The 22616-nt window shown below is 68.6% G+C and carries 22 protein-coding genes; 3 read left to right on the top strand and 19 right to left on the bottom strand.

The window, feature by feature from the left end; all coding sequences use genetic code 11:
- The first annotated feature begins 62 nt into the window (after positions 1–62).
- Positions 63–335 (top strand): acyl carrier protein, encoded by a 273-nt coding sequence (locus FMM06_RS05830; protein ID WP_143555215.1) that lies wholly within the window; start codon positions 63–65, stop codon positions 333–335.
- On the opposite strand, the gene FMM06_RS05825 is transcribed toward FMM06_RS05830, so the two are convergent.
- Entirely contained in the window at positions 332–1585 is a 1254-nt protein-coding gene (locus tag FMM06_RS05825; RefSeq protein WP_143555213.1) for an acetyl-CoA C-acetyltransferase, read from the bottom strand. The two genes, FMM06_RS05830 and FMM06_RS05825, sit on opposite strands and share 4 nt — an antisense overlap.
- Positions 1586–1716: 131 nt before the next feature.
- Between FMM06_RS05825 and FMM06_RS05820 the strand changes: the two genes are divergently transcribed.
- A complete protein-coding gene (locus FMM06_RS05820; RefSeq protein ID WP_143555211.1) occupies positions 1717–3531 on the top strand; it encodes a CIA30 family protein in 1815 nt (604 codons plus the stop codon).
- On the opposite strand, the gene FMM06_RS05815 is transcribed toward FMM06_RS05820, so the two are convergent.
- From FMM06_RS05815 to mdh, 12 genes are all read right to left on the bottom strand, one after another.
- A complete protein-coding gene (locus FMM06_RS05815) occupies positions 3528–4580 on the bottom strand; it encodes an aldo/keto reductase (RefSeq protein ID WP_143555209.1) in 1053 nt (350 codons plus the stop codon). The two genes, FMM06_RS05820 and FMM06_RS05815, sit on opposite strands and share 4 nt — an antisense overlap.
- A gap of 99 nt (positions 4581–4679) precedes the next feature.
- Positions 4680–5141, bottom strand: a complete 462-nt coding sequence (locus FMM06_RS05810; RefSeq protein WP_143555208.1) for a hypothetical protein — start codon at positions 5139–5141, stop codon at positions 4680–4682.
- Positions 5141–6535 carry a dihydrolipoyl dehydrogenase gene (gene lpdA, locus FMM06_RS05805; RefSeq protein WP_143555206.1) on the bottom strand — a complete coding sequence of 465 codons (1395 nt, stop codon included), beginning with the start codon at positions 6533–6535 and terminating at the stop codon, positions 5141–5143. The genes FMM06_RS05810 and lpdA overlap by 1 nt, the downstream gene beginning before the upstream one ends.
- 111 nt (positions 6536–6646) lie before the next feature.
- Positions 6647–6874: a DUF433 domain-containing protein gene (locus FMM06_RS05800; RefSeq protein ID WP_207790244.1), complete on the bottom strand. Its 228-nt coding sequence runs from the start codon at positions 6872–6874 to the stop codon at positions 6647–6649.
- Positions 6874–8169 (bottom strand): 2-oxoglutarate dehydrogenase complex dihydrolipoyllysine-residue succinyltransferase, encoded by a 1296-nt coding sequence (gene odhB, locus FMM06_RS05795; protein WP_143555205.1) that lies wholly within the window; start codon positions 8167–8169, stop codon positions 6874–6876. The genes FMM06_RS05800 and odhB overlap by 1 nt, the downstream gene beginning before the upstream one ends.
- A 4-nt stretch (positions 8170–8173) precedes the next feature.
- Positions 8174–10993: a 2-oxoglutarate dehydrogenase E1 component gene (locus FMM06_RS05790; protein ID WP_143555204.1), complete on the bottom strand. Its 2820-nt coding sequence runs from the start codon at positions 10991–10993 to the stop codon at positions 8174–8176.
- Positions 10994–11075: 82 nt separating this feature from the next.
- Complete coding sequence (locus FMM06_RS05785; protein ID WP_143555203.1) at positions 11076–11468, bottom strand: VOC family protein; 393 nt, start codon at positions 11466–11468, stop codon at positions 11076–11078.
- On the bottom strand, positions 11465–12340 hold the full coding sequence (gene sucD, locus FMM06_RS05780) for a succinate--CoA ligase subunit alpha (protein ID WP_143555202.1): 876 nt from the start codon (positions 12338–12340) through the stop codon (positions 11465–11467). Before sucD ends, FMM06_RS05785 begins: the two co-directional genes overlap by 4 nt.
- 9 nt (positions 12341–12349) lie before the next feature.
- Complete coding sequence (locus FMM06_RS05775; protein WP_143555201.1) at positions 12350–12979, bottom strand: hypothetical protein; 630 nt, start codon at positions 12977–12979, stop codon at positions 12350–12352.
- Complete coding sequence (sucC, locus tag FMM06_RS05770) at positions 12976–14175, bottom strand: ADP-forming succinate--CoA ligase subunit beta (RefSeq protein WP_143555200.1); 1200 nt, start codon at positions 14173–14175, stop codon at positions 12976–12978. Before sucC ends, FMM06_RS05775 begins: the two co-directional genes overlap by 4 nt.
- A complete protein-coding gene (bioB, locus tag FMM06_RS05765; protein WP_143555199.1) occupies positions 14172–15161 on the bottom strand; it encodes a biotin synthase BioB in 990 nt (329 codons plus the stop codon). Before bioB ends, sucC begins: the two co-directional genes overlap by 4 nt.
- Positions 15161–16123, bottom strand: coding sequence for a malate dehydrogenase (mdh, locus tag FMM06_RS05760; RefSeq protein ID WP_143555198.1), 963 nt, complete (start codon positions 16121–16123; stop codon positions 15161–15163). Before mdh ends, bioB begins: the two co-directional genes overlap by 1 nt.
- 104 nt (positions 16124–16227) lie before the next feature.
- On the opposite strand from mdh, the gene FMM06_RS05755 reads away from it, so the two are divergent.
- Entirely contained in the window at positions 16228–16899 is a 672-nt protein-coding gene (locus FMM06_RS05755) for a hypothetical protein (protein WP_143555197.1), read from the top strand.
- Here FMM06_RS05755 and FMM06_RS05750 read toward each other — a convergent pair.
- The 6 genes from FMM06_RS05750 to FMM06_RS05725 all read right to left on the bottom strand — a co-directional run bounded on the left by FMM06_RS05750 (position 16853) and on the right by FMM06_RS05725 (position 22616).
- Positions 16853–18451 carry a DHA2 family efflux MFS transporter permease subunit gene (locus tag FMM06_RS05750; protein WP_143555196.1) on the bottom strand — a complete coding sequence of 533 codons (1599 nt, stop codon included), beginning with the start codon at positions 18449–18451 and terminating at the stop codon, positions 16853–16855. The genes FMM06_RS05755 and FMM06_RS05750 overlap by 47 nt on opposite strands.
- Before the next feature lie 2 nt (positions 18452–18453).
- Entirely contained in the window at positions 18454–19473 is a 1020-nt protein-coding gene (locus tag FMM06_RS05745; protein ID WP_185965056.1) for an HlyD family secretion protein, read from the bottom strand.
- A gap of 84 nt (positions 19474–19557) precedes the next feature.
- Positions 19558–20652 carry a cell division protein ZapE gene (gene zapE / locus FMM06_RS05740; RefSeq protein WP_143555194.1) on the bottom strand — a complete coding sequence of 365 codons (1095 nt, stop codon included), beginning with the start codon at positions 20650–20652 and terminating at the stop codon, positions 19558–19560.
- The gene (locus FMM06_RS05735; RefSeq protein ID WP_143555193.1) at positions 20649–21098 is read right to left on the bottom strand and encodes a PaaI family thioesterase; all 450 of its coding nucleotides are present in this window, start codon (positions 21096–21098) and stop codon (positions 20649–20651) included. The genes zapE and FMM06_RS05735 overlap by 4 nt, the downstream gene beginning before the upstream one ends.
- Positions 21099–21142: 44 nt before the next feature.
- Entirely contained in the window at positions 21143–21847 is a 705-nt protein-coding gene (locus FMM06_RS05730; RefSeq protein WP_143555192.1) for a hypothetical protein, read from the bottom strand.
- Entirely contained in the window at positions 21831–22616 is a 786-nt protein-coding gene (locus FMM06_RS05725) for a succinate dehydrogenase iron-sulfur subunit (protein WP_143555191.1), read from the bottom strand. The genes FMM06_RS05730 and FMM06_RS05725 overlap by 17 nt, the downstream gene beginning before the upstream one ends.

Below are 22616 nucleotides of genomic sequence, written 5' to 3'. Positions count from 1 at the left end.
AACGATTGCGTGCGCCCGCGCTGCTACTATAAGGCGCGCCTTCCCGCAAAGCCGGAGCCAGCTTGGACGCCAACCCAGATCTCGACGCCGTGCGCACGCTGCTGGTCCACGAACTCGGCCTGTCGGCGGCGACCGCAGCGACGCTCGACGCGAACTCCGGCCTGTTCGGCGACCTGCCCGAACTCGATTCGATGGCGGTGGCGCGCGTGCTGACCGCCATCGAGGACCGCTTCGGCTTCGTCATCGACGACGACGAGGTCGACGCCGAATTGTTCGAGACGCTGGGCGCGCTCAGCCGCTTCGTGACCGCCAAGCGCGCCTTGAAGGCCGCCTAGACCCGCTCGATGATGATCGCGGGCGCCATGCCGCCCGCCGCGCACATCGTCACCAGGCCGCGCTTCAGGTCCCGGCGCTCGAGCTCGTCGAGGATCGTGCCGATCAGGATCGACCCCGTCGCGCCGATCGGGTGGCCGAGCGCGATCGCGCCGCCGTTGACGTTGACCTTCGACCGGTCGAGCGCGAGGTCGCGGATGAATTTTTCCGCGACCACCGCGAACGCCTCGTTGATCTCCCACAGGTCGATGTCGTCCGGCGTCAGCCCGGCCTTCGCCAGCACCTTCTTCGCCGCCGCCACCGGCGCGTTGAGCATCAGCGTCGGGCAGTCGCCGATGTTCGCCGTCGCGACGATGCGCGCACGCGGCTTCAGCCCGTGTGCCTCGGCATAGGCCGGCGAGGCGAGCAGGATCGCCGCCGCGCCATCGACGACGCCCGAGCTGTTGCCCGCATGATGCACGCCGCTGAACTCCAGCCCCTCGTATTTGCGCGTGATCGACTGGCGAAATGTCTCGCCGTCGGGCTGGATCGACATGTCGGCGACGCCGTCGAACGACGCCTTGAGCCCCGCAAGCCCCTCGGCGGTAGTCTGCGGGCGCGGAAACTCGTCGTGGTCGAGCGCGACCGAGCCGTCGTCGTTGAGCACCGGCACGATGCTCTTCGCGAAACGCCCCTCGCGGATCGCGACGTCGGCGCGGCGCTGGCTTTCGAGGCCCAGCGCGTCGACCGCGGCCCGGTCGATGCCCTCCATCGCGGCGATCGCGTCGCCGCAGACGCCCTGGTGCGACTGCGGATGGACCGCCTGCAGCCGCGTGTTGCCCGACCCCATGCCCATCGGCGCGAAGCCCGCCGCGGCTTCCTCCTGACCCATGGTCGTGGTCAGCGACATCATCTCGGTGCCACCGGCGATGACGACGTCCTCCATGCCGCTCATGATCTGCGCCGCCGCGAGGCTGACGCTGGTGATGCCGCCACCGCAGAACCGGTCGAGCGTCATGCCGCTGGCACGGATGTCATAGCCGGCATCGAGCGCCGCCATGCGCCCCATGTCGCCGCCCTGCTTGCCCTTCTGCGTCGAGGTCGACCAGATGATGTCGTCGACGTCGGCCGTGTCGAGGCCGTTGCGATCCTTCAGCGCCTTGAGCACCGTCGCGGCGAGGTGCTGCGGGTGAAGATGCGCCAGCGCGCCCTTGCCGGGCTTGCCGATGCCGCGCGGCGTGCGCACGGCGTCGATGATATAGGCTTCGGTCATCAGCGTCTCTCCCCAGGGTTTTGACGATGAATAGCGCGTTCCGGCGGAGACTTCGCGCCCCATTTTGACCGGGCGCTATCGTTCCCCTGACGGCCGCGCTATTATCGCTATAGGTTGCATCGGGGGATGGCATGTCGGTTCGTGGACTGGTCCTTGGCCTGCTGGTCGCGGCAGCGCCCGCTTTTGCAGCGCCCGTCCCTACCCTCATCGAGAATGTCGCGGTGTTCGACGGCGCCCGCCGCCTGCCCCCGCGCGCGGTGCTGCTGAGCGGCGGCAAGATCGCCGACCCCGACTTCAAGGGCCGGCCGCCGGCCGGCGCGAAGATCGTCGACGGGCGCGGCAAGACGCTGCTGCCCGGGCTGATCGACAGCCACGTCCACGCCTTCCAGGACCAGGACGTGCCGCTGCTGTTCGGCGTGACGACGCAGCTCGACATGTTCAGCCCGGCCGAGGCGACGCGCGACGTGCGATCGCGGATGAATTCGGGGACCAACGCCGCGACCGCCGACATCGTGACTGCCGGGATCCTGGCGACCGTCCCCGGCGGGCACGGCACGCAGTTCGGCCTCGCCGTGCCGACGCTGACGACGCCCGCCGAAGCCGACGCCTGGGTCGCGGCACGCATCGCGGAAGGGTCGGACTTCATCAAGATCGTCGACCAGGACGGCAGCGCGGCGCGTCCGCTGCCGACGCTCGACGCGGCGACCGTGCGCGCGCTCGTCGTCGCGGCGCACAAGCGGGGCAGGCTCGCGGTCGTCCACGTCCAGAAGCTGCGCGACGCGCTGGAGGCGATCGACGCCGGGGCGGACGGCATGGTCCACCTCTATTTCGACAAGGAAGGCGGCGAGGATTTCGCACGCCGGGCCAAGGCGGCGGGTGTGTTCATCGTGCCGACCTATGCGGTGTTCGAGGGCTTCCACGGCCGCGCCGGCGGTGCGCCGCTGCTCGACCGCCCGGGCCTCGCGGGGCTGCTGACCAAGCCGGCGTCCGATAATGTCCGCCAGACCTTCGGCGCCGACCGCAGCGCGAAGCTCGACGCCGTCGTCGGCGCCAATATGAAGGCACTGGTCAAAGCGGGCGTGCCGATCCTGGCGGGCACCGATTCGGGCAATCCCGGCACGGCGTACGGCCTGTCGATGCACCGCGAGCTCGAGCTGCTCGTCAAGGCCGGGCTGACGCCGACACAGGCGCTGACCGCCGCGACCGCCGCACCCGCCAAGGCGTTCCGCCTCGCCGACCGCGGGCGCATCGCCAAGGGGCTGAAGGCCGACCTGCTGATGGTCGACGGCGACCCGACCGTCGACATCGCCGCGACCCAGGCGATCGCCGAGATCTGGAAGGATGGCGAGCCCGTGTCACCGCTGCGCGCCGCACGCCGGGCGGCAATCGCTGCCACGCCGACCGGGCCAGCGGCCGCCGCCGTGACGCTGCCCGCCGACGGTCGCATCGGGCTGTTCGCTGCCGCCGACGGCAAGCCGAAGCTGACGTCGCCCTTCGGGCTCGGCTGGGCCGCCTCGACCGACAGCATTGCGGGCGGCAAGTCGACCGTTTCCCTGAGTGTCGCCGGGGCCGCGCCGAACGGCCAGCCGGCGCTGGTAATGACCGGCGAGATCAACCCCGCCTTCATGGCGCCCTGGGCCGGCGTGGCGTTCAACCCCGCCGCGCAGCCCTTCGCCCCTGTCGACCTCGGCGCCGCGACCGGCGTGCGGCTGTGGGTTCGGGGCGAGGGTCAGCGCTTCGTCATGATGGGCTTTTCGACCGCCGGCGGCCAGGTCCCGGCGGTGGCGCCGATGACCGTCGGCGCCGAATGGCGCGAGGTGACCGTGCGCTTCGCCGACCTCAAGAACTTCAACCGCGCCAACACCATGCTGCTGCTGTTCGGCGCGCATATGGCCCCAGGCCCGTTCCGGCTGGAGATCGCCGACGTGCGCCTGTTGAAGGACTAGCCGCGCGGCGCCGGGTTCAGCAGCCCCCGCCGGTAGGCGCCCTGCCGCTCGAACATCCAGCCCGGATATTCGGGCGACAACGCGCTCGCCGCGTCGAGCGACGCGAGCTCGTCGGCGGTCAGCACGAGATCGACCGCGGCGAGGTTGTCGGCCAGCTGCTCGGGCTTCTTCGCGCCGACGATGACGCTCGTCACCTGCGGCCGCGCGAGCAGCCAGGCGAGCGCAACCTGCGCCACCGGGCGGCCGTGCGCCTCGGCGATGGGGCGCAGCGCGTCGACGACCGCGAAGCCCCTGTCGCCGCCGGTGCCGGGCAGCGCGAAATTGTTGATGCGCCCGTCGCCCTCGGCCTTGCCGTCGGCGCCGCGCGTGTACTTGCCGCTCAGGAAGCCGCCGGCGAGCGGGCTCCAGACCATCAGCCCGACCTGCTCGCTCGCCAGCATCGGCACGATCTCACGCTCCAGTTCGCGGCCGACGAGGCTGTAATAGCTCTGCAGCGACGCGGGCCGGGCGAGGTTCAGCCGCTCGGCGATGCCCAGCGCCTTGGCGACCTGCCACGCCGCCCAGTTCGACACGCCGACGTAGCGGACATGGCCGTGGCGGACGAGGACGTCGAGCGCCTCCAGCGTCTCCTGCAGCGGCGTCGCGGGGTCGAAGCCGTGAATCTGGTACAGGTCGATGTGATCGGTGCCGAGGCGCTTCAGGCTCGCCTTGCACGCGTCGATCAGGTGGTAGCGCGACGCGCCGCGACCGTTCGGGCCGGGGTGCATCTCGCCGAACGCCTTGGTGGCGACGACGATCTCCTGCCGGTTGATGCCGAGATTGCGCAGCGCCTGGCCGGTGATCTCCTCCGACCGCCCCGCCGAATAGACGTCGGCGGTGTCGAGGAAGTTGACCCCGGCATCGACCGCCGCCCTGACCATCGCGTCCGCCTCGTTCTGGTCGAGACCCGCGATCCCCTCCCACATCCCCGGCGCGGTGCCGAAGGTCATGGTACCGAGGCAGAGTTCGGACACGAACAGGCCGGTCTGGCCGAGGCGGTTGTAGCGCATGTGGGTGATCCTGGTTTGAGCGGTTCGGCGAGCTTAACGCGCCAAAGGTACATGAGGCCCGGCCTGCCTGGCGCAATCCGTGCAGAGCAACCAATCGGACTAATTGTCCGATCGGAACCGCTTGAGCGGCAAACGGCTCCTGAGCGGAAAGCCGCTCTCGAAACTGGCCCGGACGCCGCAATAGTAGGCGCAGTCAGCCGAGACGCTGGTTAGCCGGATGGCCGACGCGCCACGAACGATCCGGATCGTACACGCGGGGCCATGATCCTTGTCGAGGCTCCGGAACCGCAGCGACCCGACGCCGTCGCGCTCCGCCACACCCTCAACATAGCATTCATGGGCGTTCGGCCCGAAGGTTGCGATCTGCACCCGCGCACGCGCCATTCCGATCGGCAGGACATCAAGACGATCGGTCGCGATGTAGCTTTTAGGGCCGCTCAGCTCGACGTTGAATTCGCGATGCCGTGCAGCGAAGCCGCCCGCAAAGTCGTCGAGCATGTCGTTGGCGACCGGCCCGGTCGACGCCAGCCCGATCAGCCAGAGACCCGCCGCCCAGCCCATCACATATGGATCGGCTTGCCCGTCACCGCCATCGCGGCTTCCTTCAACGCCTCGGTGTGGGTCGGGTGGGCGTGGCAGGTCATCGCGATGTCCTCGCTCGACGCGCCGAACTCCATCGCCAGCGCGGCCTCGGCGATCATCGTGCCGGCGACTGCCCCGATGATGTGGACGCCCAACACGCGGTCGGTCTTCGCGTCCGCCAGGATCTTGACGACGCCGTCGGTGTCGCGGTTCGCCTTGGCGCGGCTGTTGGCACTGAACGGGAACTTGCCGACCTTGTAGTCGATGCCCGCGGCCTTCAGCTCCTCCTCGGTCTTGCCGACCGTGCCGACCTCGGGGTGGGTGTAGACGACCGCGGGGATGACGGCATGGTTCACATGGCCATTGAGCCCGGCGATGTTGTCGGCCGCCGCGATGCCCTCGTCCTCGGCCTTGTGAGCGAGCATCGGGCCCGGCGTGACGTCGCCGATCGCCCAGATGCCGGGGATCTTGGTCGAGAAATCGTCATTGACCATGATCCGGCCGCGATCGAGCGTCAGGCCCGTCGCCTCGATGTTGAGCCCGTCGGTGTTGGGCCGGCGGCCGGTCGACAGCAGGACGATGTCGGCGGCGATCTCCTCGCGGTCTCCTCCGGCGGTCGGCTCGATGACCACGACCGCGCCCGCACCCTCGCGGCGCGCCTCCACGACCTTCATGCCGGTGCGCAGTTCGAGGCCCTGCTTCTGCAGGATGCGCGCGAACGCCTTGCCGATCTCGGCGTCCATCGCGGGGACGATCTGCGGCGCGTACTCGATCACCGTGACCTGCGCGCCCAGCCGCCGCCACACCGACCCCATCTCGAGCCCGATATAGCCGCCGCCGATGACGACGAGGTGCTTCGGCACCGCACCCAGGCTCAGCGCCTCGGTCGAGGTGACGATGACCTCGCCGTCGGGCGTCACGCCGGGCAGCGTCGCGACCTCGGAGCCGGTGGCGACGATGAAATTCTTCGCCATGATCGTCCGGTCGCCGACCTGGATGGTCTTAGAATCGACGAACGACGCATGGCCTTGGATGCCCTCGACCTTGTTCTTCTTGAACAGGAACGCGACGCCGCTGGTCAGCTCGCCGACCGCCTTTTCCTTTTCGGCCATCAGCTGCGCGAGATCGATGTCGACGCTGCCGAAGCTGATCCCGAACTTGGCGAGGTGCCCGGCCTTCGCCTCCTCGTAATATTCGGTGGCGTGGAGCAGCGACTTCGACGGGATGCACCCGACGTTGAGGCAGGTCCCGCCGTAGCGCGAGTGCTTCTCGACGCACGCGACCTTCAGCCCGTGCTGCGCGGCGCGGATGGCAGCGACGTATCCGCCGGGGCCGGAGCCGATGACCACGAGGTCGAAGTCAGTGTCGGGCATTGGTCAATCCTGTGTCAGTGGCAGGCGGCGCACCTTGCCGTCCGGGTCGATAACCACGAACGCACCGCGCGCATTCTCGTCGAGCAGGAACCGCACCCTGGTTCAGGCAGCCTACGCGGCCATCGCCCGGTCGTGCACGGCCTCGCTTGCGAACGCATAGATCGCGCGGAGGCCGTCGGGTGTCAGGCTGGGGTAATTCTCGAACAGGTCAGCCTCGGACCAGCCCGCCGCCAGCCAGTCGAGGATGATCTCGACCGTCAGCCGCGTGCCCTTCAGGACCGGCTTGCCCATCATCCGGTCGGGCATCGTCTCGATATGATCCCGCCAGTCGATCGTCATCACATGTCCAGCAGCAGCCGCGCCGGGTCTTCTATAGCCTCTTTCACGCGCACGAGGAACGTCACTGCCTCGCGGCCGTCGACAAGGCGGTGGTCGTAGCTGAGCGCGAGGTACATCATCGGGCGCGCGACGATCTGGCCGTCGCGGACGACGGGGCGTTCCTCGATGCGGTGCATGCCCAGCACGCCCGACTGCGGCGTGTTGAGGATCGGCGTCGACATCAGGCTGCCGAAGACGCCGCCGTTGGTGATCGTGAAGGTGCCGCCCTGCAGATCGGCGATCGCCAGCTTGCCGGCCTGCGCCCGCTTGCCGAAGTCGCCGATCGCCTTCTCGGTCTCGGCGAAGCTCAGCTTGTCGGCGTTGCGCAGCACCGGCACCACCAGCCCGCCCGGCGACGACGCCGCGATGCCGAGGTCGGCATAGTCGCGGTAGACGATCTCGTCGCCCTCGATCGCCGCATTCACTGCGGGCACGTCGCGCAGCGCCAGCACGACGGCCTTCGCGAAGAACGACATGAAGCCAAGGCGGACGCCGTGCTTCTTCTCGAACAGGTCCTTGTAGCGGGCGCGCGCGGCCATCACTGCGGTCATGTCGACGTCGTTGAACGTCGTCAGCATAGCGGCGGTGTCCTGCGCCTCCTTGAGGCGGCGCGCGATCGTCTGGCGAAGGCGCGTCATGCGGACACGCTCCTCGCGGCGCTCGGCTGCGGCGGGCGCGGGGGCGGCGGCGGCGGGCGCGCCGATCACCTTCGCGGTCCCGGCTTCGATCGCGGCGAGCACGTCACCCTTGGTCAGGCGGCCGTCGAGGCCGGTGCCGGTGATCGACGCGGGCTCGAGGTTGTAGTCGCCGAGCAGCTTGCGCACCGCAGGCGCGATCGCATCGGGGGCCGGGGCGGCCGGGACCGCGTTGCCGACTTCGGGAACCGGCTTGGTCGGCGGCGTGTCGTCGATATGCGAAGTCGGTTCTGCCGGCGCAGCCGTCTTCGCGGGCGCCGATGCAGCGGCGGCAGGCGCCGCCTCCTTGACCACTGCCGGCGTCGGCGCGGTGACCGCCCCGCCCTCGCCGCCGTCGATCCGCGCGATCATCGCGCCGACCGCGACCGTGTCGCCGACCTTGAACAGCTGCTCGCCCATGACGCCGGCGACCGGCGACGGCACTTCGACCGCGACCTTGTCGGTTTCCAGGCTGACGATCGGCTCGTCGGCGGCGACCTTGTCGCCGGGGTTCTTGAGCCACTGGCCGACGGTGGCCTCGGTGATCGATTCGCCCAGTGCGGGGATGATGACGTCGGTCATGGGATTATCCTGCGTTCTGGGTCGACTTGAGGCCGCCGCGGATTGCCGCGCGCACCTCGCTGGGGGCGGCGCCGAGCGCCTCGGCGATCAGCTTCGCCTGTTCGGCATTGTGGCGCTTCATCAGGCCCGTCGCGGTCGCGGCAGCCGATGCGCGCCCGGCATAGACCGCGCGGCGGCCGAGCGTGTCTTCCAGCGGGCGCGCGACGAAGTGCCAGGCCCCGGCATTGCGCGGCTCCTCCTGGCACCAGACGACCTCCTCCAGCGCGGTGAAGCGCTTGGCGTAGTCGGCGATGACATCGGCGGGGAACGGATACAACTGCTCGACGCGCAGCAGATAGACGTCGTCGCGCGAGGCTTTGTCGCGCGCCTCGAGCAGGTCATAATAGACCTTGCCCGAACACAGCACGAGGCGGCGGACGCGCTCGTCGGGGATGCCGCCGATGTCGTCGAGGCAGCGGTGGAAGCTGGTGCCCGCGTCCATGTCGGCCAGCGTCGAGACGGCGCGCTTGTGGCGCAGCAGCGACTTGGGCGTCATCATGATCAACGGCTTGCGGAAATCGCGCAGCATCTGGCGGCGCAGTACGTGGAAGTAATTCGACGGCGTCGTCGCGTTGACGACCTGCATATTGTCTTCGGCACAGAGCTGCAGGAAGCGCTCGAGCCGCGCCGACGAATGCTCGGGCCCCTGCCCCTCGTAACCGTGCGGCAGCAGCATCACGAGGCCGTTGGCGCGCAGCCACTTGGCCTCGCCGCTGGCGATGAACTGGTCGATGATTGTCTGCGCGCCGTTGACGAAGTCACCGAACTGCGCCTCCCACAGCACCAATGTCTTCGGGTCGGCGAGGGCATAGCCGTATTCGAAACCGAGAACGCCGAACTCGCTGAGCGGCGAGTCGAGCACCTCGAAACCGGGGCCGACCGACTTCAGCGGCGTGTAGCGGCTGCCGTCCTGCTGGCTGACCCACACCGAATGGCGCTGGCTGAAGGTACCGCGGCCCGAATCCTGTCCGGACAAGCGCACGCCATAGCCGTCGGTGAGCAGCGTGCCGAACGCCAGCGCCTCGGCGGTCGCCCAGTCGATGTTCTCGCCCGCGTCGAGCGTTGCGGCCTTGGCGTCGAGAATGCGCGCCAGCGTGCGGTGAACGGCGAACCCTTCGGGCACCGTCGTCAGCGTCTTTCCGATCGTGCGCAGCTCGCCCGCCGCGACGCCGGTGATTGCGGCGCGGCGGCCGCTCAGCTCTTCTTTGGGCTTGCCGAGGCCCGACCAGCGGCCTTCGAACCAGTCGGCCTTGTTCGCCTTGTAGCCGGGGGCCGCTTCGAAATCGCCTTCGAGGCGCGCGACGAACTGGTCGATGTTGGCCTGGTACCAGCTGTCGTCGATGACGCCCTCGCTGCGCAGGCGCTTGGCGTAGATTTCGCTGACCGGCGGATGCTTGGCGATCGCGGCGTACATCAGCGGCTGGGTGAAGCTCGGCTCGTCGCTCTCGTTGTGGCCGAAGCGGCGGTAGCACCACATGTCGATGACGACGTCGCGCTTGAAGCGCTGGCGGAATTCGGTGGCGACCTTGGTCGCGAAGGTCACCGCCTCGGGATCGTCGCCGTTGACGTGGAAGATCGGCGCCTGGACGATCTTGGCGACGTCGCTGGGGTACGGCGACGAGCGCGCGAACTGCGGCGACGTCGTGAAGCCGACCTGGTTGTTGACGACGAAATGGATCGTGCCGCCGGTGTTGTAGCCGGTGATGCCGGAGAAGCCGAAGCATTCGGCGACGATGCCCTGCCCCGCGAACGCCGCGTCGCCGTGCAGCAGCACGGGCATGACCTGGTTGCGGTCGCCGTCCTCGCGCACCGTCTGCTGCGCGCGCACCTTGCCGAGCACGACGGGATCGACCGCCTCGAGATGCGACGGGTTCGGCGCGAGCGACAGATGGACCTTGTTGCCGTCGAACTCGCGGTCGGTCGAGGTGCCGAGGTGGTACTTGACGTCGCCCGACCCGCCGACGTCATCCGGGTTGGCGCTGCCACCTGAGAACTCGTGGAAGATCACGCGGAACGGCTTCTGCATGACGTTGCCGAGCATGTTCAGCCGGCCGCGGTGCGGCATGCCGAAGACGATCTCGCGGATGCCGGTGCCGCCGCCGATCTTGATGATCGACTCCATCGCCGGGATCATCGCTTCGCCGCCGTCGAGGCCGAAGCGCTTGGTGCCGACATATTTGCGGCCGAGGAACTTCTCGAACTGCTCGGCCTCGATCAGCTTGTTGAGGATCGCCTTCTTGCCGAGCTCCGAAAACTGGATTTCCTTGTCGCGACCCTCGATGCGCTCCTGCAGGAAGCGCCGCTCCTCGACATCGTTGATGTGCATGTATTCGAGGCCGACGTTGCCGCAGTAGTTGGCGCGCAGTATCGCCACCAGCTCGCGGATCGTCGTCGTGTCGAGGCCGAGCGCGCCGCCGATGACAACCGGGCGGTCGAGGTCGTTCGGACCGAAGCCATGATATTCGGGCGTCAGGTCGGCGGGCAGGTCGCGCTTGGTCAGCCCGAGCGGGTCGAGGTTCGCCGCGAGATGGCCGCGCACTCGGTAGGTGCGGATCAGCAACTGCGCGGCGATCGAGTCCTGCGCCGCCTTGCGCACCGCGTCGGCGTCGGGCGCGGCAGCGAGGGCAGTCGCGGGCGCCGCCTTGGCGGACTTCGGCGGCAGGACGATGCCGCTCGCGTCGAGCGACAGCGTCAATTCGTCGGACGCGGCCAGCGGCCAGTCTTCGCGCGCCCATGACGGGCCGGCGCTGTCCTCGGCAGTCGGCAGCAGCGGTTCGTAATCCATCAAGCGTCCTTACGCAGGCCCCGCGCGGCTGCGGCTTTAGCGGCGGCAGGCGGCCGTGTCACCGTCCTACGGCGCATGGCTGTCATGTTTGCGAGTGGTTGCCGCTGCGAAAGTTGAGTTCGAGCAGCACGCCGCCGGGATCGGTGACGAAGACCTGCCGCAGATCGATCGAGGACACCTCGTTGAGCCGGTAGGGCACGCCCAGCCGATCGAGCCGTGCGACCATCGCCGCATGGCCGCTGCAGTTGAGCGCGACGTGATCGACCGCGCCCGTGGTCTCCGCGACATCGCCGTCGGTCGCGGTCAGGTGGAACAGCGCCCGGCCCGCGCTGTCGTGCATCCAGGTGATGCGTGCCGGGTCGAGCCCGCGCGGCGGCGCCGCCGCGCTCAGGCCCAGCACGTCGGTGTAGAAGGCCACGGTCGCCGCCATGTCGCGCGTGCGGACATTGACGTGGTCGAGGCCGTCGACCGTCACCCCTTGAGCAGCTCCGCGAGCGTCGTGCCGAGCAGCGAGGGCGAGTCCGCGACGCGGATGCCGGCGCGCTTCATCGCGTCGATCTTGTCCTCGGCGCCGCCCTTGCCGCCCGCGACGATCGCGCCGGCATGGCCCATGCGGCGGCCCGGGGGCGCGGTGCGTCCGGCGATAAAGCCAACCATCGGCTTCTTGACCTTGTTGAGGCGGATGAACTCGGCCGCGTCCTCTTCGGCCGCGCCGCCGATCTCGCCGATCATGATGATCGACTTGGTCTCGGGGTCGGCGAGGTAGAGTTCGAGGACGTCGATGAAGTCGGTGCCGTTGACCGGATCGCCGCCGATGCCGACCGCGCTGGTCTGGCCCAGGCCGACCGCGGTGGTCTGGTGCACCGCCTCATAGGTCAGCGTGCCCGAGCGCGACACGACGCCGACCGAGCCCTTCATGAAGATGTTGCCCGGCATGATGCCGATCTTGCACTCGCCCGGCGTCATCACGCCCGGGCAGTTCGGCCCGATCAGCCGCGACTTCGACCCCGACAGCGCGCGCTTGACCTTGACCATGTCGAGCACCGGAATGCCCTCGGTGATGCAGACGATCAGCGGGATCTCGGCATCGATCGCCTCGAGGATCGCGTCGGCCGCGAAGGGGGGCGGGACGTAGACGACCGAAGCGTCGGCGTTCGTCGCCTCACGCGCGGCGGCCACGGTGTCGAACACCGGCAGGCCGAGGTGGGTGCTGCCGCCCTTCCCCGGCGCGACGCCGCCGACCATCTTGGTGCCGTAGGCGATCGCAGCCTCGGAATGGAACGTGCCCTGCTTGCCGGTGAAGCCCTGGCAGATCACGCGCGTGGATGCGTTGACGAGAATGGACATGCTTGTTCCTTACTTCTTCGCCGGGCGCTGCAGCGCACCGAGATGTATGATCTGACGCGACGTACCGTCAGTAAAAGCGTGGCCCGCCAGCAGGAGAGACCCGGCCGCCGTAGGAAGTTCGAACGTGCCGCGCTTGATCTGTTTCGCATTGGCCGGATCAGCGGCGTCGATGCCTGCCAGCGCTGCAACGGCGCCGACCACGGCTGCACGGTCGGCCGGCGTCGTAATGACCGCGGTCAGGTTGCATTGGAGACCCCGCATGAAGGACTTGCCGAAATCAATCAATCGGACCCCGACATCGCCGGTCTTCCAGCCGCCGAAGTCGAGGCTCAGCTCACCCTTTCGCCCGAACGTGTATACGAACGGGTCCGCCTTCCAACCGAAAGACGAGGCGGCCACCGCCGCGTCGAACGCCGCCTCGTCGAGCGCAGTGTCGACGCACAGTCGCTTGAACTCGGCTGCAAGCTCCGCAACCGATCGGGTTCCTGCCGTCAGGGTTGGACCGGGAAGGCCGAGCATCAGCTCCGTCGAACGCCCGGCATAGTCGGTGAACCGGCCCTCCGGGAGAGCAGCGGGCGTCTGCGCAAGTGCGGGAACCGCGGTGAGCAGGACGCAGCCTAGAAGCAGGGGACGGATCACGCCGCCTTCTGCACTTCGGCAACGATCTTCGCCGCCGCGTCGCCCAGGTCGTTGGCGCTGACGATCGGCAGGCCCGACCTCGCCAGGATTTCCTTGCCCAGCTCGACGTTGGTGCCTTCGAGGCGGACGACGAGCGGCACCGACAGGTTCACTTCCTTCGCCGCGGCGATGATGCCCTCCGCGATGATGTCGCAGCGCATGATGCCGCCGAAGATGTTGACCAGGATGCCTTTCACGTTCGGATCGCTAAGGATGATCTTGAACGCCGCGGTAACCTTCTCGGTGGTCGCGCCGCCGCCGACGTCGAGGAAGTTCGCCGGCTCGGCGCCGTTGAGCTTGATGATGTCCATCGTCGCCATCGCGAGCCCGGCGCCGTTGACCATGCAGCCGATGGTGCCGTCGAGCTTGATGTAGCTGAGGTCGTACTTCGACGCCTCGACCTCGGCCGGGTCCTCCTCGGTCAGGTCGCGCAGTTCGACGAGGTCGGGGTGGCGGTACAGCGCGTTCGAGTCGAAGCCAACCTTGGCGTCGAGCACCAGCAGCTTGCCGTCGGTCGTCGTCGCGAGCGGGTTGATCTCGATCTGCGACGCGTCGGTGGCGACGAAGGCGGTGTAGAGCTGCTCGACGACGCTGATGCACTGCTTGTACAGGTCGCCGGTCAGGCCGAGCGCGAAGGCGACGCTGCGCCCGTGGTGCGGCTGGATGCCCGCGGCCGGGTCGATCATGAAGCTGTGGATGCGGTCGGGCGTGTCGTGCGCGACCGCTTCGATGTCCATGCCGCCCTCGGTCGAGGCGACCAGCGCGATCTCGGATGAGCCGCGATCGACGAGCAGCGCCAGGTAGAACTCCTTAGCGATGTCGGCACCGTCGGTGATGTACAGGCGGTTGACCTGCTTGCCATGCTCGCCGGTCTGGATGGTGACGAGCGTGTTGCCGAGCATGTCGGTCGCCGCAGCGCGGACCTCGTCGAGCGAGCGCGCGAGGCGCACACCGCCCTTGGCCTCGGGCGGCAGCTCCTTGAACTTGCCCTTGCCGCGCCCGCCGGCGTGGATCTGCGACTTCACCACCCACAGCGGTCCGGGCAGCTGCTGCGCGGCCGCGACCGCCTCGTCGACGGTCATCGCGGCATGGCCGGCCGGGATCGGCACGCCGAACTTGGCGAGCAATTCCTTGGCCTGATACTCGTGGATGTTCATGCGGATAGCTCCATCGGCCTGAGGCCCAATTTGTCGAACAGGCGGGTATCGCGGTCGATCCCGGGATTGGCAGTGGTCAGCAGACGGTCGCCGACGAAGATGCTGTTGGCACCCGCGAGGAAGCAAAGCGCCTGCGTCTCGTCGCTCATCGCCTCGCGCCCGGCCGACAGGCGGACCATCGCGGCGGGCATGGTGATGCGCGCGACTGCAACGGTGCGCGCAAACTCGATGCCGTCGATCGCGGGTGCGGCGCCCGACAGGATGGCGTCGCCGAGCGGCGTGCCGGCGATCGGCACCAGGCCGTTGATCGGCACGCTGCCCGGCGGCTCGGGCATGTTGGCGAGCGTCGCGATCAGCCCGATGCGGTCCTCGCGGCGTTCGCCCATGCCGATGATCCCGCCGCAGCACACGCCGATGCCCGCGTCGCGGACGCGCGCCACCGTATCGAGCCGGTCGTCGTAGGTGCGTGTCGTGACCACATCGCGGTAATAGTCCCGCGACGTGTCGATGTTGTGATTATAAAAATCGAGCCCCGCGTCGGCGAGAGCGGCGGCCTGCGCGTCGCTGAGCATCCCGAGCGTCATGCAGGTCTCGAGGCCCAGCGCGCGCACGCCGGTGACCATCGCCGCCAGCGCTGGCAGGTCGCGATCCTTCGGGTTCTTCCACGCCGCGCCCATGCAGAAGCGCGTCGCACCGCCGGCGCGGGCGCGCTCGGCCTCGGCCAGCACCTCGGCGACGGGCATCAACTTGTCGGCCTTCACGCCGGTGAAGAAATTCACCGACTGCGCGCAGTAGCCGCAATCCTCAGGGCAGCCGCCGGTCTTGATAGACAGCAGCTGCGACTTCTGGACCGCGTTCGGATCGAAGTGCGTCCGGTGCACCGTCTGCGCGCGGAACAGCAAGTCGGCGAACGGCAGGTCGAACAGCGCCGCGATCCCGGCATGCGTCCAGCGAAGCGTGGTCGTGGCCGAAGCCACGGCCAGCATCAGGCAAGGCTCCCGTCGATCGCCTTGCACGCCACGAGCAGTTCCTTGACCGCGTCGACCGACACCTGGAAGTTCGCCTTGGCCTCGTCGTTGAGCTCGATCTCGACCACCTTCTCGACGCCGCCGGCGCCGATCACGCACGGCACGCCGACGTACAGGTCGTTGACGCCGTACTGGCCGGTCAGGTTCACCGCGCAGGGGATGACGCGCTTCTGGTCCTTCAGGAACGCCTCGGCCATCGCGATGCCGCTGGTGGCGGGGGCATAATAGGCGCTGCCGGTCTTGAGCAGCGCGACGATCTCGCCGCCGCCGGCGCGGGTGCGCGCGACGATCGCGTCGATGCGCTCCTTGGTCGACCAGCCCATCTTGATCAGGTCGGGGATCGGAATGCCCGCGACGGTCGAATACTCGACGACCGGAACCATCGTGTCGCCGTGGCCGCCGAGCACAAAGGCCGTGACGTCCTGCACGCTGACCTTGAACTCGTCGGCGAGGAAGTGGCGGAAGCGGCTCGAATCCAGAACGCCCGCCATGCCGACGACCATGTGGTGCGGCAGGCCCGAGAACTCGCGCAGCGCCCAGACCATCGCGTCCAGGGGGTTGGTGATGCAGATGACGAACGCGTCCGGCGCGTTGGCGGCGATGCCCTCGCCGACGGCCTTCATGACCTTGAGATTGATGCCGAGCAGGTCGTCGCGGCTCATGCCCGGCTTGCGCGCCACGCCGGCGGTCACGATGATCACGTCGGCGCCGGCGATGTCGGCATAGTCGTTGGTGCCCTTCAGCACCGCGTCGAACCCCTCGACCGGGCCGCACTGCGCGAGGTCGAGCGCCTTGCCCTGCGGCACGCCCTCGACGACGTCGAACAGCACGACATCGCCCAGCTCCTTGGCCGCCGCGAGGTGCGCGAGCGTGCCCCCGATGTTGCCGGCGCCGATGAGGGCGATCTTGTTGCGGGCCATGGTCGGGTCTCCGGAGAAGGGGGGAATTTCCGGTCGGCGGATAGCCCGGTTGATAGGGGGGCGCAACCGTGACACGACGGTCGGCAGCAAGTGGAGACAAGCGAGTGGACAGGGTACGCGCGGCACGGGGCGCGCTGGTGGCGGCGGTTGCGACCATCGCGGTTTCGCTGTGGTTCGGTGCACAGCCGGCGATCGACTGCGGCGGCGGGCCGGTGTCGTCGCGCGTCGCGCTCGGTGCCTTCCAGATGGCGCGGTCGGAGGCCGGGCTGCTCGCGTCGATCGGCTGCAACGCCCGCCTCGATGTCCTGAACGCGATGAACCGCGTCGACCTGATCGCCTTCATCGCCAGCTACGGCCTGTTCCTGATCCTCGCGACGCTGGCACTGACGCACGGCCGCCTGCGCCGCATCGCGCTGACCTTCTTCGTGGTTGCGCTGGCGGGCGACGTGCTGGAGACCGCGACGCAGCTGTGGATCGGCGCGCGCTGGCCGTTCGTGACGACGCAGATGCTGTCGCTGCTCGCGGTCGGCAGCACGGCGAAATGGGCGGGCATCGCGCTGGGGCTGGGTGCGGCGGGGACCGACATCGCACGCGAGCATCGCGGCCTGACGCGCTGGCTGGGCGTCGCGGTCGCGGTGTTCGGCGTGCTGGGACTGGCGGTCTTCGCCATGCCCGCGCCGCCGCCTTTCATTGCGATCTCGTGGCTCGCGCTGCTCGTCGCCTGCGCGCTCAATGCGCGTCGGGGGGCGAACCCTCGAACGTCGGCGGTCGCCTGAGCAGGAAGGGCACGCACGCAGCGACGAGGAACATGATCGTCAGCAGCGTGAAGCAGTCGGCATAACTCATCACCAGCGCCTCGCGGCTGACGATGCCCGCGACCTGGCGCAGCGCCGCCGCATCGGGATCGGCGATGCCCTGCGAGGCAGCGAGGCCCGACAACTGTTCGAGCCGTTCCTGCACGACCGGCACGCCTGGATTGATCTGCTCACCCAGCCGGCTCCAGTGCAGGTTGAAGCGCCACAGCACGACGGTGTTGATCAGCGCGAGGCCCACCGCGCCGCCCAGGTTGCGCATCAGGGTGAACAGGCCGCTGGCGTCCTTCAGCCGCTCGGGCGCCAGCGTCGCGAACGAGGTCACGCTGATCGAGACGATGCAGCAGATCAGCGCGACACCGCGGATCGCCTGCGGCCAGAACAGCTCCCAGAAGCGCCACTCGTTGGTGATGCCGTGGGTCAGCCAGGTCGACAGCGCGAGCAGCAGGAAGCCCGCGGTCAGCACGGCGCGCGGATCGACCTTGCGCGCGATATTGCCGACTATAGGCGCCGACATCGCCATGAACAGGCCGGTGACGAAGACGATGCCGCCGATCTGCCCGCTCGACTGCGCGGCGACGCGGCTGAGGTATAGCGGGTAGAGATAGACCAGACCGTACAGGCCGATGCCGAAGGTGGCGCCCATCAGCGTGCCCGCCATGAAATTGAGGTTCCTGAAGGCGCGCAGGTCGACGATCGGCACCTCGGCAGTGCGCTGCCGCCAGACGAACAGCATCGCGCCGAAGACTGCCGCGACGGCGACGCGGAACACGGTCGGGTCTGCGAACCAGTCGTTGCGTGCGCCCTCCTCCAGCACGAAGTCGAGCCCGCCGAGGAACAGCGCCATGCCGACCAGCCCGGCAATGTCGACCTTCTTGAGCAGCGCCAGGTCGGGCTTGTCGAAGTCGACGAGCGCCCAGACGCCGAAGGTGATCAGGATGCCCGGCACGATGTTGATCAGGAACAGCCAGTGCCAGCTGAACGTCTCCGACATCCACCCGCCCAGCGCCGGGCCGATCGTCGGCGCGAGGGTGACGATCAGCGATACCGCGACCGTCACACCGGTCTGGCGCTTGCGGCCGAACATCGCGAAGGACGCGGCATAGACGGTCGGGATCATCGCACCGCCCAGGAATCCCTGCAGCGCGCGATAGACGATCATCTCCTCGATGCTCGTCGCGGTCGAGCACAGGAAGCTCGCCACGGTAAAGCCGCCCGCGGAGATGACGAACAGCCAGCGCGTCGACAGGGCGCGCGCCAGGAACCCTGACAGCGGGATCATCACGACCTCGGCGACGAGATAGCTGGTCTGTACCCAGCTGACCTCGTCGGCGGATGCCGCCAGCCCCGCCTGGATCTGGCTGAGCGACGCGCTGACGATCTGGATGTCGAGGATCGCCATGAACATGCCGAACGCCATCAGCAGGAAGCCGATGAACTGCGGCAGTGGCGGAAAGCCGGCGTCGCCTTCTTCAGTCAGCGGCGCGGCAGCGGCGAGGCGGGCGCCGGTGGCCATGGCTAGTCGCGGACGTCGACCGACGCCTCGACCGACATGCCGGGCACCAGGCGCATGCCGGCGGGCAGCGGCGACAGCGCGATGCGCACCGGCACGCGCTGGACGATCTTGGTGAAATTGCCGGTCGCATTCTCGGGCGGCAGCATCGAGAAGCGCGACCCCGCGGCGGGCGACACGCTGACGATGCGGCCCGCGACCTCGGCGTCCTTGTAGGCGTCGATGTGCAGCGTCACCGGCAGGCCGGGGCGCAGGCCGCCGATCTGCGTCTCCTTGAAGTTCGCGACGACATAGACCGCGCCGAGCGGCACGACGACCATCGCCTGCTGGCCGGTGCGCAGATACTGGCCGACGCGGACGCTGCGGTTGCCGACGGTGCCTGCCACGGGCGAGCGCACGACGGTATTGGCGAGGTCGAGGCGCGCGGCATCGAGCGAGGCCCGCGCCCCGCCCAGCTGCGCCTCCGCCCCGCCGGTTCCTGCCAGCGACGCCTGCTCGTTCGACCGTGCGGCTGCTACCCCGGCACGCGCCCGCGCAACGGCGGCGTCACGCGACGCGGCATCTGCGATGCGTACGTCGAGGTTCGCCTGCGATACCCAGCCCTCTTTCCTGAGCGTCGCGAAGCGCGCGACGTCGGCGCGGGCGCGGACGGCCTCGGCCTGCGCCGCGGCCAGCTGGGCCTGCGCCTCGCCGATCGCCGAGACGCCTGCCGCCGCCGTGGCACGCGCTGTGCCGATGCCCTGGCGCTGCTGCGTCACCGCTGCGGACGCGCGTGCGACGGCGGCCCGATAGTCGCTGTCGTCGATGACGAGGAGCGGCTGGCCGGCCGTGACGCTCTGGTTGTCGGTCACCGGCACGGCGCGGACATAGCCCGCGACCTTGGGGGCGATGACCGCGATGTCAGCCTCGACATAGGCGTTGTCGGTGGTGACGATGTAGCGCCCGGTCGTGAAATAATAGACCGCGTATGCGACGCCGCCGAGCACGATGGCAGCCAGGATGCCGATGAACAGGATGCGACGCACGCCGGTCTCCGATGCGACGCGCAGCTTACGCGCGCGTCAACTGCGGGCCGTACTTGCCCATGCCGCGTTGCAGCGCAAGCCGCGTCAAACTGTTCCGTGGCCCCGCGCGAGATAGTCCGCCGACTGCATCTCGCTGAGCCGCGACACGGTACGCTCGAACTCGAAGCTGCCGTCGCCGGCCGGGTACAGCTCGGCCGGCGGCGCGTCGGCGGCGATCAGTAGCTTGACGCTGTGCTCGTACAGCGTGTCGATCAGCGTTACGAAGCGCGCCGCCTCGTTCCTGAGATCGGGGCTGAGCCGCGGCACGCCGACCAGGAACACCGTGTGATAACGCCGCGCGATGGCGAGATAGTCCGCCGCGCCCAGCGCAGCACGGCACAGGCGCGCGAACGAAAACACCGCGACACCTTTGAGCGACTTGGGCACGAACAGGCTGCGACCGCCCGCCACCGCGATCGTCTCGCTCGGCACGTTGGCTGCATCCTCGGGCTCGAAGTCGGTCATGCGGAAGAACGCCGCACGCATCGCGGCGGTGGCCTCGGGACCGTTGGGCGTGAAATAGGTCGGGCCGCCGCCCAGCCTCGCCATCCGGTAGTCGGTCGGGCCGTTGAGGCCGATGATGTCGAGGCGGCTTTCGATCAGCGCGATAAAGGGCAGGAAGAGCTGGCGGTTGAGCCCGTCCTTGTACAAATCGCGGGGCGACCGGTTCGAGGTCGCGACGACGATCACCCCGGCATCGAACAGCGCGGTGAACAGGCGCGACAGGATCGCCGCGTCGGCGACATCGCGGACCTGCATCTCGTCGAAGCAGAACAGCCGGGCCGATGCCGCGATGCGCGCGGCGACGGCGGGGATCGGGTCGGCATGCGCGCTTTCCCGATACGCATGGATCGCGGCATGGGTGTCGAGCATGAACTCGTGGAAATGCACGCGGCAGCGCGGGGACACCGCGGCGTGCGCGTAGAACAGGTCCATCAGCATCGACTTGCCGCGCCCTACCCCGCCCCACAGATAGATGCCCCGTGGCGGCGGCGGCGCGCGGCCCAACAGCCGGCCGAACAGGCCCGGCGGCGGGGCGTTGAGCGCGGTGTCGAGCTGCATCAGCCGGGCGGCCGCTGCGGCCTGCTCGGGATCGGCCTTGAGCTCGCCGCGCGCGACGAGGTCGTCGTAGGCGCTCACGCGAGTCGTTTGTCCGGGCGCGGGATCTTGCGCATCGTGCCAGTGAACGACGCGACGTTGCTGCCGTTCTGCGTGACGAGGCCGCGCACGAACAGCATCTTGCCGGTTTCCTTCAGGATCTCGCCCGATGCCTCGATGGCGTCGCCGACGATGCCCGGACTGAGGAAATCGGTCGCACAGCTCAGCGTCACCGCGCCGCTCTTTTCGAGCTGGGGGTAGATGAAGCTGAACATCGCCATGTCGATGAAGGACATGATGAAGCCGCCGTGGAGATAGCCGAGGCCGTTCGAATGCCGCCGGTCGGTCGCCATCCGGCACTCGACCCCGCCGGTCGGCCCGGCGCGGAAATACAGGTCGCCGAGCAACGACGCGAAGCGCCCGTCGGGCTCGCGGTGCCAGCGGTACCATCCGGCGTGCTCGCCGGCCTCGATCAATTCACGGGGCATCGGGGTGGGTTAGCGGGGAACCATGCTGCGGTGCAACCCCGCGGTCATCGGCCCGGCAGAGACGTGACACGGAGGGGCCGGCACAGGTCCAGTGGAGCTGCCTCCTCATCGACCCCTGGGCGAACTCCGACGCGCGCTGCCGCACGCAGCAGACCGGGCAAATTCATCTGCATCGACCGGTCGGTCGAGCGCGCCGACAGGATCAGACCGCGCAGCGTGTTGATCTCGGGTTGCGAGAGCTGCACGACACCGTCGAACGCGAACAGCGCCTGCCAGGTCGCAACTTCGCGGTACCGCAGGGCATCGTAATTCTCAAGACTGTCGTAGATGCCTGAATAATACAGCCGCTCCTCGAGAGGCATACGGACGGCGATGCTCGTCGCCCCCGTGCGCCAGACGCTCGTCGACAGGGCATAGGCAAACGGCCGACCGATCGTGCCATCGATGCGCGCGCCCTTACCGTCGCGCCAGTCGCGCTGCCAACGCTCGAGCTGGTCGAGGCGCTGGTTGACGCACTTCGACTGCGCCACGCGCGACTGGTAGGCGCCCAGACTTTCAGCGAGTTCGAGCTTGAGGGCAGCGCGGAACTCGCGCACCTCGGAATTGGCGCGCCATGTGTCGACCAGCTGCTGCGCCCCGAGCGCGATGAAAACGCCGAACACGACGATCGCGAGTTCGCTGAGAAAGGCAGCCCAGCCGCGCGGCAACCGGCGCCGGCGCGGCCCGTCTGCCTCAGACGGCTCGCTCAACCATCATCTTCTTGATTTCCGCGATCGCCTTGGCCGGGTTCAACCCCTTGGGGCAGACGTTCGCGCAGTTCATGATCGTGTGGCAACGATACAGGCGGAACGGATCCTCGAGCATGTCGAGGCGCTCGCCCGTCATCTCGTCGCGGCTGTCAGCCAGCCAGCGGTACGCCTGGAGCAGGATCGCCGGGCCCAGGAACTTGTCGCTGTTCCACCAATAGCTCGGGCAGGCGGTCGAGCAGCAGGCGCACAGGATGCACTCGTAGAGCCCGTCGATCTTCGACCGGTCTTCGACCGTCTGCAGCCGCTCCTCGCCCGACGGCGCAGGGGTGACGGTCTGCAGCCACGGCTTGATCGAGGCGTACTGCGCGTAGAACATCTTGAAATCGGGGACGAGGTCCTTGACCACCTCCATGTGCGGCAGCGGGGTGATCTTCACCTCGCCCTTGATGTCCTCGATCGCCGTTGTGCACGCGAGGCCGTTGGTGCCATCGATGTTCATCGAGCACGACCCGCAAATCCCCTCGCGGCACGACCGGCGGAAGGTCAAAGTCGGGTCGACCTCCGCCTTGATGCGGATCAGCGCGTCGAGCACCATCGGGCCGGTGGTTTCGAGGTCGAGCTCGTAGGTGTCGAAATGCGGGTTCGCCCCGTCGTCGGGGTTCCAGCGATACACCTTGAACGCACGTACGTTCGTCGCCCCTGCAGGCGCCGCATAGCGCTTGCCGGTCGGCTTGATCTTCGAGTTCGCGGGGAGTGAGAATTCGGCCAT

This window comes from Glacieibacterium frigidum, from assembly GCF_007097155.1.
Taxonomy (GTDB): domain Bacteria; phylum Pseudomonadota; class Alphaproteobacteria; order Sphingomonadales; family Sphingomonadaceae; genus Glacieibacterium; species Glacieibacterium frigidum.
This window is presented reverse-complemented; position numbering and strand designations above follow the sequence as displayed.

Bases quoted from the DNA above. Each gene is read 5' to 3' on its own strand.
- FMM06_RS05825 (WP_143555213.1), bottom strand. From the start codon at position 1,585: ATGACCGAAGCCTATATCATCGACGCCGTGCGCACGCCGCGCGGCATC.
- FMM06_RS05820 (WP_143555211.1), top strand. From the start codon at position 1,717: ATGTCGGTTCGTGGACTGGTCCTTGGCCTGCTGGTCGCGGCAGCGCCC.
- FMM06_RS05815 (WP_143555209.1), bottom strand. From the start codon at position 4,580: ATGCGCTACAACCGCCTCGGCCAGACCGGCCTGTTCGTGTCCGAACTC.
- FMM06_RS05810 (WP_143555208.1), bottom strand. From the start codon at position 5,141: ATGGGCTGGGCGGCGGGTCTCTGGCTGATCGGGCTGGCGTCGACCGGG.
- lpdA (WP_143555206.1), bottom strand. From the start codon at position 6,535: ATGCCCGACACTGACTTCGACCTCGTGGTCATCGGCTCCGGCCCCGGC.
- FMM06_RS05800 (WP_207790244.1), bottom strand. From the start codon at position 6,874: ATGACGATCGACTGGCGGGATCATATCGAGACGATGCCCGACCGGATG.
- odhB (WP_143555205.1), bottom strand. From the start codon at position 8,169: ATGACCGACGTCATCATCCCCGCACTGGGCGAATCGATCACCGAGGCC.
- FMM06_RS05790 (WP_143555204.1), bottom strand. From the start codon at position 10,993: ATGGATTACGAACCGCTGCTGCCGACTGCCGAGGACAGCGCCGGCCCG.
- sucD (WP_143555202.1), bottom strand. From the start codon at position 12,340: ATGTCCATTCTCGTCAACGCATCCACGCGCGTGATCTGCCAGGGCTTC.
- sucC (WP_143555200.1), bottom strand. From the start codon at position 14,175: ATGAACATCCACGAGTATCAGGCCAAGGAATTGCTCGCCAAGTTCGGC.
- bioB (WP_143555199.1), bottom strand. From the start codon at position 15,161: ATGCTGGCCGTGGCTTCGGCCACGACCACGCTTCGCTGGACGCATGCC.
- mdh (WP_143555198.1), bottom strand. From the start codon at position 16,123: ATGGCCCGCAACAAGATCGCCCTCATCGGCGCCGGCAACATCGGGGGC.
- FMM06_RS05750 (WP_143555196.1), bottom strand. From the start codon at position 18,451: ATGGCCACCGGCGCCCGCCTCGCCGCTGCCGCGCCGCTGACTGAAGAA.
- FMM06_RS05735 (WP_143555193.1), bottom strand. From the start codon at position 21,098: ATGCCCCGTGAATTGATCGAGGCCGGCGAGCACGCCGGATGGTACCGC.
- FMM06_RS05725 (WP_143555191.1), bottom strand. From the start codon at position 22,616: ATGGCCGAATTCTCACTCCCCGCGAACTCGAAGATCAAGCCGACCGGC.